Source organism: Thermoanaerobacterium calidifontis (assembly GCF_055381745.1).
In genome coordinates this window covers 1012504-1025029 of sequence record NZ_AP042436.1, presented here as the reverse complement: position 1 = coordinate 1025029, position 12526 = coordinate 1012504, and the positions used below count along the sequence as shown (strand labels likewise).

Annotated in this window: 12 protein-coding genes; 3 read left to right on the top strand and 9 right to left on the bottom strand. The window is 35.3% G+C overall.

Annotation, left to right across the window (positions count from 1 at the left end; genetic code table 11):
* Positions 1-10: 10 nt before the first annotated feature.
* The 4 genes from ACZ42G_RS05070 to ACZ42G_RS05055 form a co-directional block, all read right to left on the bottom strand.
* On the bottom strand, positions 11-1183 hold the full coding sequence (locus ACZ42G_RS05070; protein WP_464851746.1) for a DUF4349 domain-containing protein: 1173 nt from the start codon (positions 1181-1183) through the stop codon (positions 11-13).
* The gene (locus ACZ42G_RS05065; RefSeq protein ID WP_085112682.1) at positions 1183-1740 is read right to left on the bottom strand and encodes an RNA polymerase sigma factor; all 558 of its coding nucleotides are present in this window, start codon (positions 1738-1740) and stop codon (positions 1183-1185) included. Before ACZ42G_RS05065 ends, ACZ42G_RS05070 begins: the two co-directional genes overlap by 1 nt.
* A 106-nt stretch (positions 1741-1846) precedes the next feature.
* A complete protein-coding gene (locus ACZ42G_RS05060) occupies positions 1847-3019 on the bottom strand; it encodes a L,D-transpeptidase family protein (protein ID WP_464851744.1) in 1173 nt (390 codons plus the stop codon).
* An 89-nt stretch (positions 3020-3108) separates the two neighbouring features.
* Positions 3109-3621, bottom strand: a complete 513-nt coding sequence (locus ACZ42G_RS05055) for a hypothetical protein (protein WP_464851742.1) — start codon at positions 3619-3621, stop codon at positions 3109-3111.
* A 136-nt stretch (positions 3622-3757) separates the two neighbouring features.
* Here ACZ42G_RS05055 and ACZ42G_RS05050 point away from each other — a divergent pair, with 136 nt between their 5' ends.
* Positions 3758-5107, top strand: a complete 1350-nt coding sequence (locus ACZ42G_RS05050; protein WP_464851740.1) for an amino acid permease — start codon at positions 3758-3760, stop codon at positions 5105-5107.
* A gap of 28 nt (positions 5108-5135) precedes the next feature.
* On the opposite strand, the gene ACZ42G_RS05045 is transcribed toward ACZ42G_RS05050, so the two are convergent.
* A complete protein-coding gene (locus ACZ42G_RS05045) occupies positions 5136-5546 on the bottom strand; it encodes a PspC domain-containing protein (RefSeq protein WP_435620397.1) in 411 nt (136 codons plus the stop codon).
* Between the two features lie 206 nt (positions 5547-5752).
* Between ACZ42G_RS05045 and ACZ42G_RS05040 the strand changes: the two genes are divergently transcribed.
* Both ACZ42G_RS05040 and ACZ42G_RS05035 read left to right on the top strand, forming a co-directional pair.
* Positions 5753-6676: a glycosyl hydrolase family 18 protein gene (locus tag ACZ42G_RS05040; RefSeq protein ID WP_464851738.1), complete on the top strand. Its 924-nt coding sequence runs from the start codon at positions 5753-5755 to the stop codon at positions 6674-6676.
* Between the two features lie 80 nt (positions 6677-6756).
* Entirely contained in the window at positions 6757-8907 is a 2151-nt protein-coding gene (locus ACZ42G_RS05035) for an S-layer homology domain-containing protein (RefSeq protein WP_464851736.1), read from the top strand.
* A 13-nt stretch (positions 8908-8920) separates the two neighbouring features.
* On the opposite strand, the gene ACZ42G_RS05030 is transcribed toward ACZ42G_RS05035, so the two are convergent.
* From ACZ42G_RS05030 to ACZ42G_RS05015, 4 genes are all read right to left on the bottom strand, one after another.
* Positions 8921-10762: a heavy metal translocating P-type ATPase gene (locus ACZ42G_RS05030; RefSeq protein WP_464851734.1), complete on the bottom strand. Its 1842-nt coding sequence runs from the start codon at positions 10760-10762 to the stop codon at positions 8921-8923.
* 58 nt (positions 10763-10820) lie between these two features.
* Complete coding sequence (locus tag ACZ42G_RS05025; RefSeq protein ID WP_464851733.1) at positions 10821-11027, bottom strand: heavy-metal-associated domain-containing protein; 207 nt, start codon at positions 11025-11027, stop codon at positions 10821-10823.
* 73 nt (positions 11028-11100) lie between these two features.
* The gene (locus ACZ42G_RS05020) at positions 11101-11778 is read right to left on the bottom strand and encodes a Crp/Fnr family transcriptional regulator (protein ID WP_014758999.1); all 678 of its coding nucleotides are present in this window, start codon (positions 11776-11778) and stop codon (positions 11101-11103) included.
* 104 nt (positions 11779-11882) lie between these two features.
* Entirely contained in the window at positions 11883-12437 is a 555-nt protein-coding gene (locus ACZ42G_RS05015) for a TIGR01440 family protein (protein WP_014759000.1), read from the bottom strand.
* Between the last annotated feature and the right edge of the window lie 89 nt (positions 12438-12526).

Below are 12526 nucleotides of genomic sequence, written 5' to 3'. Positions count from 1 at the left end.
TTGTCCATGATTATTTTTTGAACAATCTATATCCTTTATATGCAAGATATATAAGCATTGCAAATGGCAATAGGTATATAATAATCACAATTACATACTTTATAAATTCGAAAAATACATTGAGGCTTTTTGCTCCTGCATTTAAAACATCTTTAAAAAAACTTTCATCAAAGATTTTACCTATCGCAGATTGAGGGACAACTGACAGGAAAGTTAAATTAATAGTGCTCATGTTTGTCATGCTATCCCACAGCTTTATCTGACTTTTGTACGAATCAATCTGGGTCTGCACATCATTTAATTTGTCTTCAATCTGCAGTATGTCTGAAATATTTGAAGCTTTTTTCATCAAGCTTTGTAGGCTTTCCTCTTGTATCTCTAAATTTTTTATTCGTGCTTGAACATCGTAATATTGCTCTGTAATATCGCTGCTGTTTATCCTTATTGTCTTGACATGGCCTAAAGACTTAATGTTTGATATGGCATACTCAAAATCATCAGCAGGAATCTTTAGCACGATGTTGATTGTCTTTTGTCCATTTTCTGAAGTATTTTCACTTGTACTTTCAATATACCCGTTGTACTGTTTGCTTATGTTTAAAATCTTGTCATAACCTTCATCTACTGAATTCGTCTCAATGGATATCACAGCATCTTTTGTTATTTTTCTCTCGTAGCCTGAGTCTAAGCCCCTATTTATCTGATTTAAACCATTGTAAACATCATTTTTCAGATTTGGCGCAGCTTCCTTTCCGCCTGTAGACGCCTCCGTTGAATAATTTGCAGCACTTTTCGTGTTTAAAGATGTCTCAGATGATCCTTTAAAAGCTCTATCATTTATATTATTCATCAAAAAATTAAATCCAAATGACAATACAAATATTGAAGTGATAACGGCAGCAGCAATTGCAAAAATCCCTTTCGGAGACCTTCGACGGTTATGCATGATATCCAATTTTTTCTTTTCTTCAACCAATTTACTATGCAATGTTTCGCCAAAATTATCTGGCAACTCTAAAGGAGGCATATTTTCCAAAAGCCTTTTTGTATATAGAAGCTCGTTGTACTCCAATCTGCATTCTTCGCATGAATCTAAATGTACCTGTATACTATTCATCGACTTTTCCTTTAGTTCTTCATCTATATATAGATTTAATAGCTTTTTGACTGTATAGCATTGCATCACACTTGCCTCCTTTCCTCAAAAACATTTATAAAGCCCGGAATCTTTTTGAGATTTTCTTTCAGGGCGCTTCTGGCTCTTGATATCCTGGACTTTACCGTGCCAATGTTTGAATTTGTTATCTTTGCTATTTCGTTATATGTAAGCCCTTCTATATCTCTAAGTATTATTGCGATCTTGTGATCATTTTTAAGCTTATTCAATTCATTCATGATTATTTCTCTGGTCATCTTGTCATCGAAAATATCTTCAGGCGTTTTAAAATCACCTATGTCATCCAATTGCTCTTCAACACTCTTTCTCTTCCTAATAAAATCAAGAGAAGTATTTACAGCGATCCTGTATAGCCACGTCTTAAACTCGCTTTTTCCTTTAAACTTTTTTATGTTTACAAACGCTTTGATAAACGTCTCCTGGGTTAAATCTAACGCATCTTCCTTGCTTCCAACGATCCTGTATATGACATTGTAAATGTAATTCTGATAAGATACTATAACATTTTCAAATGATTCAATATCTCCTTCCTGTGCTTTAAAAAGGAGCTGTCTTTCATCCAACAATAAAACCTCCCCTCGATATGATTTGACGAAAAAAGCAGTGATAAGTTCCAAACGATCTGTCATTTTTATTCTAACAGATTTATTAATAAGCACAAAAAAAGCGCTAATCGCGCTTAATGTATATTTTATTTGATGATGAATCTATAATGATATTTAACCCATATAAACTTTTCAAATCTTTTTGGTTTATGTACGATTTGCTTTCGTATATTTTGTATTTAATACTTTTGCCATCTACAATAACTCCCTTTTGCGAATCCCATTCCACTGTATGTCCTGCTGCAGTAAAAAATTCTTTGATTGGAATGTAAATATCTCTATTTTGATAATCTACATAATTAGTAGTGGACAAAAACTTGCCATCATAGTAAATCACATTGCCAATCATTTTAATCGTATTTGTATCATTGTCTACAACGAACTTTAAACCCGTCAAGTTTGCTATATCATCAATGTTTACATAGCTTACATTGTCTACTAAAACAGATTTTAAATCCTTAATTTTCTCGTCATCAATGTTTAAATAACCTTTTAGATCACCCACATCCATATAGAACTGGCCATCCTGGGATCTGTACACATCGCTACTGACAAGCTCGTTGCTTTTGACAACTTTATATCCTTCCGAAAACACCAATGGGTCTTTCACATTTATGTATTTGTACAATTTTCTAAATGTATCATCGCTTACTTTTATGCCGTAATTTTGCAACTCAATTTCAATGTGCTGCCTTGTATTCAAGCCTTTTTTGTAGAAATCCGGATATACGAATAATGCCATGCCGCCAGTCGGAGAAGTCTTTGGAAAAATCGTTTGGTATACCACATTCACAATGTCACCGTAACTTACCATATCAAAAAGTTCTTCAACATCCGCTTCGTACATCCTTATGCATCCTGACGACGCCAAAGTACCTATGGATGATGGCATGTTATTCCCATGTATTCCATAATCGCTGTAAAACCCCATCCATCTATATCCCAAAGGATTATCAGGTCCTGATGGTACAACTTCACCATTCCATGGCGATACCCATTTAGGATTTACTTGCTTATTTATGATCCTGTATGTTCCCAACGGGGATGTAGAAACGATCTTGCCAACCGCTATCGGATAAAGTTTTGACATGTTTTGCGAGACAAAATATATTGTCCTTGACGGTATATTGACTGTTATGGTATTTGTAAAACCGTAAGACGGTGTCACATTAAATGCTAAAATAATAAAAATCGCAAATACCACGATAAATCTGTTTTTTGCTTGCAACGCTTGCACCTCTTTTCACAAATTTTATCGACTTAAAGCGCAGGCCTTTAAAGACGCGCTTAATACTTTATCTATGATAAAATTTGTGAAAATATGAATCACATTTTTTTGTTTATTTCTTCTTTTAATACTTTCAAATTTGGTGCTGAAAAGACAATATCATTTGCATACCTGTCAAATAGCAAAAAGTAATAAATTTTAATTGGTGATTTTAATTGTACTTCTAATAAACTTTTTTTCGAAATGATCAAACTGCACACATCGTTTTTTAAGTTAATGCCTCTTTTATAATTAATTTTTTTCTCTATTTCATTTATTTCAGCGATGTTGTCGTATCTTATTCTGGCAAAGCCCATGATGCCCAATGATACGACAAAATAATCTTCAAGCAAAATGACTTGTGAAATGCCTATAGAAAATAATGCAACTGTCAAAGCCATAGACAAGATTATATAAAGTATCCACCACAATACAGACAGCTCCACATTGATACCTTTCATATTGACATCTACGAAGACAAACACAAACAATACAGCTACACTTAATAAAATGATAAATGTAACAAAATACAAAAACAGTCTTTCAATTCTATCTAACATGTAATACTTCATGGCTTTCCTCCACAATAATTTTTGATAAATGAAATTTTACATCATGTATAACCAAAATTCAAGTTAATAAAACACATAATAATTACAAATAATAAAAAGTAAGTCATTGAATGAATTGTATAATGGAGGTATTGCTTTGGAAAAAGGAAATCTATCTGTTAACGAACTGGTATTGGTAGGTGTAGGTGGAATACTTGGAGCCGGATTCTTCTTAGCAAGCGGCATAGCGATCCATACAGCGGGACCAATAGTCCTATTAGATTACCTTATCTCAGCATTTATAATGTCTGAAGTCTTTTGCGCCCTTTCTGAAATGATCGTTGCAAATCCTGTTGACGGCTCTTTCAGGGTATACGCTGAAGAAGCCTTAGGTGACATAGGCGGGTTTTTAAGCGGATGGGTATACTGGACAGCAGGTGTATTCATCATGTCCAGCGAAGTGACGGCATCAGCAATCTTTACTAAGTTTTGGTTCCCTAAAGTCCCACTTTGGATATTCGCACTGATTTATTCCATCATGGTAATCTGTGTGAACGCATTAGGCACAAAAAATTTTGGCACCGTAGAAGCTTGGTTTTCAACAATAAAAGTATCCGCTTTATTTATAATAACTGTCATCGGCATATTTGCACTTTTCGGGGCATTTGGCAATAAAGGCAATATAGGATTTAAAAACTACTACATTCATGGAGGCATTTTGCCAAATGGCATTAAAGGATTTTTAGGAGCAATGCTTATGTCTTTAATACCGTTTGGTGGTATAGAAGTCACAGCCATGACAGCATCAAAAACAAAAAAACCAAAAAAATATGTACCTATAGCGAGAAGGTACATCGTACTATTTCTGTCCATATTGTACTTATCGTCTATTGCCGTACTTTTAGGAGTAATTCCATGGTACGAAGTATCCACAAAAGAAAGTCCATTCATTAAGCTGCTTTCATTTACAAACATACCGTATATCGATTCAATAATGAATTTTATCATACTTACAGCAGCACTGACTACTATGAATGGAGCCATGTACGGAGTAACGCAGGTCATGTATTCTTTAGGAAAAGGAAGATTCGCACCGACTTTTTTAAGCAAGCTAAGTAAAAGAGATGTGCCTATATACGCTCTGTTGATAAGCAGTTTCGGACTTCTTGTTGCCGTCGTGCTTTCATACATCCTTCCTAAAGATGTTTACGAATATATAACGAGTGCTACAGGATTCATACAATTTTTTAACTGGATCATCATCTTGTACACTTTCATCAAATACAGACCTATGCTTAAGAAGAAAAACCCGGATTACTTTGAATGTCAAAGGCGCGGGTTTCCTTTAAGACCATGGCTTACCATAATTTTATTGACAGCCGTCCTATTATCGACGCTAATCGTTCCAAAACAGGCAATAGGTTTTTTGGGCGGACTAATACTGCTTATTGCCATATTTGCCTTTTACCTAATAGCAAAAAAGCTGAATTTGTTTGATAAATGGTAAAATGCCGGAAAATCCGATACTTTTACCATTATTTTTTAAATATAAATAAAAGTCCAAATGCTATAAGAAGCACCGGCCAAAAAATCCTTAAATCAAACCATGGCATGAATATCCTGACGAGAAGAAATAAGCCTAAAGCAATCAAAATCCATCCAAATACCTCGCTGCTTTTTCTGTTTGAAGAAATTTTTGGCCTTTCATGCTCTTTGTCAACATTAGCATTTTCACCATTATAATCATCATTTTTTAATTGATATGGATTTTCCGGAACAACGATCCAAGCAATTATATAAAGTAAAACGCCAGAACCTCCCACCAAGGCGATCAAAGCCCAAATAAGCCTCACTATAGTCACATCTATATCAAAATACTCTGCTATGCCACCGCAAACGCCTCCCAAGATAACTTGGTTTCTCGAGCGGTACAATCTCTTGTCCATGTTAAGACCTCCTTTAAATCTTAAATCGATTTGCTTTTTAGACGATAATTAAAAACTTAACACCACCCCATTTCTTAAATTAAACACTTACTATAAATTATACTCAATACAAGGTATTTTTGGAAGCAAAATTTTGCGGAGCGTCGTAAATCACAAAGGATATATAATGGCGTATTATAAAATATAATATTTTAGGAGGTATCGTCATGGATAACAAATGGTATTTTGATATAGCACCAGGTGCTATAGATGATCTAAGAGAACACATCTCTCAAATAACAACGCTCATACCTTTCTGGTACGGCGTTAAGCCAGACGGCACGCTGGCGGATATGTCGTCGCAAGACGTCAAAAGCATAGCATCTCAGAATAATTTGCCTATCTTTCCTATTGTACACAATTATTCTGATCCGAAAAAATCACAGCTTATACATGATTTAATATCCAATACATCTTTAAGAAGCATATTAGTAAACAGCATAGTAAACATGGCATTATCAAATAACTATCCAGGAATAAATATCGATTTTGAGTTTGTGCCACCAGAAGACAGAAGCAATCTTAACGCATTTATGGAAGAACTTTATTATTCGCTAAAAAGCGCTAATAAGATTGTCACGATTTCATTGCCGGCAGAAACAGAAGACAACCCAAGGCATCCTTTCTCAGGCGCATTTCAATACACTGTTTTAAGCCAATTTGCAGATCAAGCATACGTATTAGCATACGACGAACATTTCTCGAAGCCAGGTCCCATTGCATCAATTGGATTTGTTCGCAGTGTATTAGATTACGCCGCAAAGTCTGTTGAGCCGAAAAAAATTTGGCTTGGCATGGCAGTTTACGGCTATGACTGGGCAGAAGGCTCAAACTATCCAAGGACATTATCTTACTTTCAAGCCATAGAGACAGCTAAAAATCTCGGCGTCAAAATCGAATACGACGAGACCGCACAAGAATCCACGTACACCTATACAGTCGACTCCGTAAAACACACCGTATGGTTTGAAGATGTCAGAAGTTTTCAAGCAAAACTGCCATTAGTATCTCAATACGGTATATCAGGCATAGCTGTTTGGAGGCTGGGTCAAGAAGATCCTGACATTTGGAACATTTTAAGTAGAATTTGATACATTTTATGGAACTTTTTTCGCACATCAATCGTCTAATGAATTGATGTAAAATACTAAAATAAAGAGGAGGTTTTTAGATGAAAAGGCTCTTGGCTATTTTAATAACTGTCATGTTTATCTTAGTAGCAGCTATTCCTTCTGCCGTGTTTGCCCAGACAAACAGCAAAATTGAGCTTAAGCAAGCTATTGAGATTGCGAAAGAAAAGTTAAATCTTCCGACAGATGGATACAGCTTTAGTTCCAACTACTATGAAGGCGGTGGCAATAAGACATGGTATTTGACATGGACATCCAGCACAAACGGCAGTATCACAGTATACGTAAATGCTGATACGGGCGAGATAACAGGCTACAGCTTTTATAAACCTGACAATGGTTCAAATAGCGTCATACCTAAATACTCAAGAGATGACGCCAAAAAAGTAGCAGTCGACTTTTTAAACAAGGTCATCCCAGAAAAATTTAAAGAAACGAAAGAGCAGGAAAGCGACGATTACCTGGGTCTAAGCCCAAAAATCGCGTATAGCAACGCATACTCTTTCAATTTTGCACAAGTGGTAAATGGAATCACATTTGAAGGAAATCACATAACTATAGAAGTAAACAAAAACACTTTAGATGTTCAGTCATACTACTTGACGTGGAATGACAATTACAACTTCCCCGACCCCAAATTAGCCATTTCAAAAGATAAAGCCATAGAAATATACAAAAACAACAACAGCCTTAGATTGCAGTACAATGTGGTTTACAAAGATGTTTACGGAAACAATGACCCAAAACCGCAGGCAATATTAGTTTACACACTTGTAAACAATCAGCCTATTGATGCCATAAGCGGTACAGTCTTGCCTCAAAACTATTACGGACCCATGATTGGTGGCACTGGCGGAATGTCTACAAAATCGGCTGATTCGCAATCAGTCTTGTCCCCTGAAGAACAAAAAGCCGTAGACGACATCTCAAAATACATCTCTAAAGACAAGGCTATTCAAATGGCAAAAGAAAAACTTCCATTTACAATAGGATCTCAGTACAACCTTACATCTTCCAATCTTTTCAAAAATAGTTCAAATTCCGATAGTGCAATTTGGGATTTTGGTTGGTCCTACTCCGACGGAAGCAGCTACAATTATATAACGGCTTCGGTTGACGCTACAACAGGTGAATTAATGACATTTACAAGAAACGACAGCAGTGAAAATAATGTTCAGGGAAAAACACCGAAGTACACGAAAGATCAGTTAAAAGGCATAGCCGAAGAATACTTAACCAAGATACAGCCTGATAAATTCAAACAAATGGAATATCAAGACGTTCCAACATCTCCTTATGATAATTCGCCGTATATGTCATTTAACTACGTGTATATGGCAAATGGCATACAGTGTCCTTTTGATTCCATATATATAGGCGTCAATAAGTACACTGGAGACATAGTATCATACAATTATAGCTGGATAAATCTAAATTTGCCAGACAGTAAAAATCTAATAAGCCTTGACAATGCATACAATACTTTGTTTAAAAATAGCGACTTACAGCTTACTTACATCATCTACTACGCACCAGACAAAGTATATGATACGCCTCCACAAGATGTAAAACTCGTGTATCAACTTAACAACTTCAATGGATTAATAGACGCAAAGACAGGAGATTATGTCGACTTCTCAGGAAATCCAATTGAAAAGGATAAAAGCAACCAATTTACAGATATAGCTGGAAATTGGGCAGAGAAAGACATACTACTTCTATTACAGTATGGCATAGTAGATGGAAAAGATGGCAAGTACATGCCAAATGACTATATACTGCAAAAAGATTTTATAAAAATGCTGGTAAAATCCTCTCAGCCAAACAGCATAATAATACCTCTTAGCTCCAACGATGATGAAAACTACGATAATTACTACAACGTAGCAATTAACAATAAAATCATCACAGAGAATGAGAAAAATCCCGACTCTAAAGTGACTCGGCAAGAAGCAGCAAAATTCATCGTAAGAAGTCTTGGCTTAAAATATGTTGCCGACATAAATGACATCTACACATTAGATTTCTTAAAAGATGCCAATAGCGTAGACAATTCTTTAAAAGGATACGTGGCAATTGCCTATGGATTGGATTTGATGAAGGGCAATAATGGATATTTTAATCCAAACGGCTATCTTACTCGAGCTGAAGCAGCGTCAATATTAGTCAGATATTTGAAAATAGAAAAATAGCAATAAAGGGCGCTCACTTAAAGCGCCCTTCATACTTCATTAGTCTCATGGCATTTAGCGTAACTACAAATACACTTGCTTCATGTACAAACATCCCAGATGCCAGAAATACTTCACCATAAATTACGCCCAATAAAAGTACAAAGACTACAAATACTGAAAAGTATATATTTTGTTTCATATTTTTTAAGGTAGTTCTACTTAAATCCACAGCAAAAGCTAATTTTTCAAGGTTGTCATCTGTAAGCGTAATATTTGAAACATCATTTGCCACATCGGTTCCACTTAATCCCATGGATACGCCTATATCAGCATATGCCAACGATGGCGCGTCATTTACACCATCCCCTACCATCGCAACAATTCCTTCTTTTTTCAAGGATTTTAATATTTTTAACTTTTCATCAGGCAAAAGCTCAGAAAAATACTCGTCCAAATCAAACTGTTGCTTCACTTGCTTTGCAGTCTTTTCGTTGTCTCCTGTAAGCATGACAGTCTTTTTAATCCCCAATTTTTTAAGCTCTTTTATAGCATCAATGGAAGAACCTTTCACTTTATCAGAAATAGAAATGAGACCGATAGCACTGTAATTTTTAGCCACAACTACAGGTGTTCTGCCTAATTCCTCTTCTTTTTCCATGTAATCTCTGATACAGTCAATATTTATTCCGTTATTTGCCATCAATTTGCGATTTCCAGCATAATACGTATCACCATTTATCTTGCCTTTGACTCCTTCGCCAATAACTACGGCAAAATCATCTACATCAAAAATTTCTTCATCTATGCTGTATGAAGTGATAGCTTTTGCTATCGGATGTTCTGACTTTACCTCTAAACTTTTAGCAATCTTTAAAAGCTCATCTCTATTTGCTCCAGCCGATATGACATTTACAACGAAAGGCTTTCCTTCCGTCAATGTGCCTGTCTTATCAAAAGCTATTATGTTTACTTTTCCAAGGTTTTCAAGATATTCTCCACCTTTAATTATGACACCGTGTTTAGCTGCATTTCCTATAGCAGATACTACAGATATAGGCGTCGATATGACCAAAGCGCCAGGGCAAGCTATTACAAGAAATGTAAGAGCCATCATCAAATCTCTTTTTATCAGAAATGCAATGATCGATGCTATTATAACTGATGGAGTATAATATTTTGAAAATCTTTCGATGAATTTTTGAGTAGGCGCTTTTTCTCCTTGCGCTTCTTCAACGAGATATAAAATTTTAGAAAAGGTAGTGTCCTCACCTGAATTGACCGTCTCTACTTCAATATAACCATTTTCATTTATAGCACCACTGTACACAAAACTTCCAACGCTTACATCTACAGGCATAGATTCACCTGTTATAGCTGACTGATTTACCGATGCATTACCTTTTACAACAAATCCATCTACAGGTATTTTTTCGCCGGACTTTACAGCCACTATATCTTTAACTTTTACATCATCTGCAGGCACATCTTTCACAGTGCCATTTTTCACAACGTGAGCTATTTTTGGTGCCATGTCGATCAAATATTTAAGGGCATTCCTCGTCTTTTGAAGGGTATATGATTCTAAAAAGCCTCCAAGCGAAAACAGAAATGTCACTGCTGCAGCTTCCCAATTTTCACCAATTATTATTGCCCCTATTGCTGCAATCGATACAAGCAAATTTATGCTTATGATCTTGTACTTTAAAGATAATAAAGCACTTTTCAAGATATTATATCCAGAAACAACCGCTGAAGCTAACATTAACATATTTGCCACAACTTTATAATCAAAAAATCTAAATGACCAGCTTAAAATTATGAAAATTGCAGCTAACAAAAGTGAAAATAGTTTTTTATCCTTCATATACGTCATTTTGCACCTCCTTTTTTTAAAAATAAGTCGAGCAAAAGCCCGACATCATAGTTAAATCTTAGACGCTGTATCCAAAATCTTTTATAACCCTCTTTATATCGTCAAGTGTTATGACTTCATCGTCAAACTTTACCTTAACAGAGCCAGTTGTAAAAATCACTTTGGCTTCTTTTACACCTTTTTGCGCAGCTAAAGCCTGTTCGATTTTTTTGCTGCAATCCGGGCAGCTAAGCCCTTCAACGGTAAATTTTACTTCTTTCATCATTAAAATCATCTCCTTTTAATTTTTATTACACATTAATAATAAAACTTTTCCTCAAAAATTTATGTGATCCTGATCAAATTTCATTGAAATCATCAATATCTTTAATTAGTATTTCCCTATTTGATAAAAACTCTATTATCCCTTCATGTTCTAATTCTCTTAATTTTCTGCTAACGGTCTCCCTGGTGGTACCGGCTAAATTCGCCAGATCTTCTCTGCTTAAATAAAGTCTTAGTTTAATACCGTTTATATCTTTCATTCCGTCTTTTTTGGCAAGCCTATAAATGATTGACATAAGGCGCTTTTTAACATCTTCTGTGGTCAGATCTTTAAGAAGCAGCTCAAGGCTTTTAATTCTTTCATTCAAATAATTCATGATTTTAAAGGCGATAGCCGGATTCTTTGATATTATCTTCACGAAGTCATTTTTTGACAAAATGCACATACTTACATTTTCCATGGCTTCAGCGTAAAATGTGGACTTTTGCTCTTTAAATATACTATTTTCTCCAAAAGTATCACCATCTTTTAAAATATACAATATCTGTTCTTTGCCATCTGAATTTATCTTGTAAATTTTTATCTTTCCACTGTGAATTATGTATATTTGTTCTAAGATGTCACCTTCATTCAGTATGATGTCTCCCTTTTTATAAAAACATTCCTTTGTCAGATCGGATATGACTTTTAATTCTTCGTCATTTAGTTCATTAAAAATATGTACAACCTGAGCACAATATTTACATTCCATACCACCACCTCCACATTTAGTATAACAAAATCAAGATAAAATTCTGTGATTATAATCAATTTTTATAAAAAAATCGCTCTTAAATTCCAGAGCGACTTGATAAATTATTGCTTTTTATATATTGCACGTTCTCCACCGATTAATTTAGGCCGCGTCTTAGCAGCCACTATCGTAGCATCGCCTATTTTGCTGTGCTTTAACCTAACTGGAACAACCACAGGCCTTAAGTGCATGCCAATTAATACAAGTCCTATGTCAAGCCCCGCATGTCCTAATCCTTTCAAGCTCTCCACCATAACTGGTTTTTCAAATACACTGTAAGAATAAGTCTGCAATGAACCTCCTGCATGTACTTGAGGGATCACAGATACTTCCTCAAGATTGTATTTTATCATAGCATCTTCTTCTACAAGAAGTGCCCTGTTTAAATGTTCGCATCCCTGTACAGCCAAATACAAATTTCTCTTCTTTAAAGAATCTAAAATCGGATCAACAATCGCTTTTGCTATATCAAGGCTTCCAGACGTTCCAACTTTTCGGCCTATGACCTCACTCGTGCTACCACCTAATACAAAAAGGCCACCGCTTTTTACATCGGCTATATCTAAAAGCTCTTCAATGACTTCCTTCGTCTCAATCTTTATTTCATTTATGTCCAAGCAAAACACCTCCAACTCATATCATGTTTTAATTTATTGTATCACAGTATACATCAAAATCATATAATATTTCAGAAAAAGTCTGATGG

Excerpts from the sequence above, each read along its gene's own strand:
- ACZ42G_RS05070 (WP_464851746.1), bottom strand. The coding sequence starts at position 1,183 with ATGCAATGCTATACAGTCAAAAAGCTATTAAATCTATATATAGATGAA.
- ACZ42G_RS05055 (WP_464851742.1), bottom strand. The coding sequence starts at position 3,621 with ATGAAGTATTACATGTTAGATAGAATTGAAAGACTGTTTTTGTATTTT.
- ACZ42G_RS05045 (WP_435620397.1), bottom strand. The coding sequence starts at position 5,546 with ATGGACAAGAGATTGTACCGCTCGAGAAACCAAGTTATCTTGGGAGGC.
- ACZ42G_RS05040 (WP_464851738.1), top strand. The coding sequence starts at position 5,753 with ATGGATAACAAATGGTATTTTGATATAGCACCAGGTGCTATAGATGAT.
- ACZ42G_RS05035 (WP_464851736.1), top strand. The coding sequence starts at position 6,757 with ATGAAAAGGCTCTTGGCTATTTTAATAACTGTCATGTTTATCTTAGTA.
- ACZ42G_RS05030 (WP_464851734.1), bottom strand. The coding sequence starts at position 10,762 with ATGACGTATATGAAGGATAAAAAACTATTTTCACTTTTGTTAGCTGCA.
- ACZ42G_RS05025 (WP_464851733.1), bottom strand. The coding sequence starts at position 11,027 with ATGATGAAAGAAGTAAAATTTACCGTTGAAGGGCTTAGCTGCCCGGAT.
- ACZ42G_RS05020 (WP_014758999.1), bottom strand. The coding sequence starts at position 11,778 with ATGGAATGTAAATATTGTGCTCAGGTTGTACATATTTTTAATGAACTA.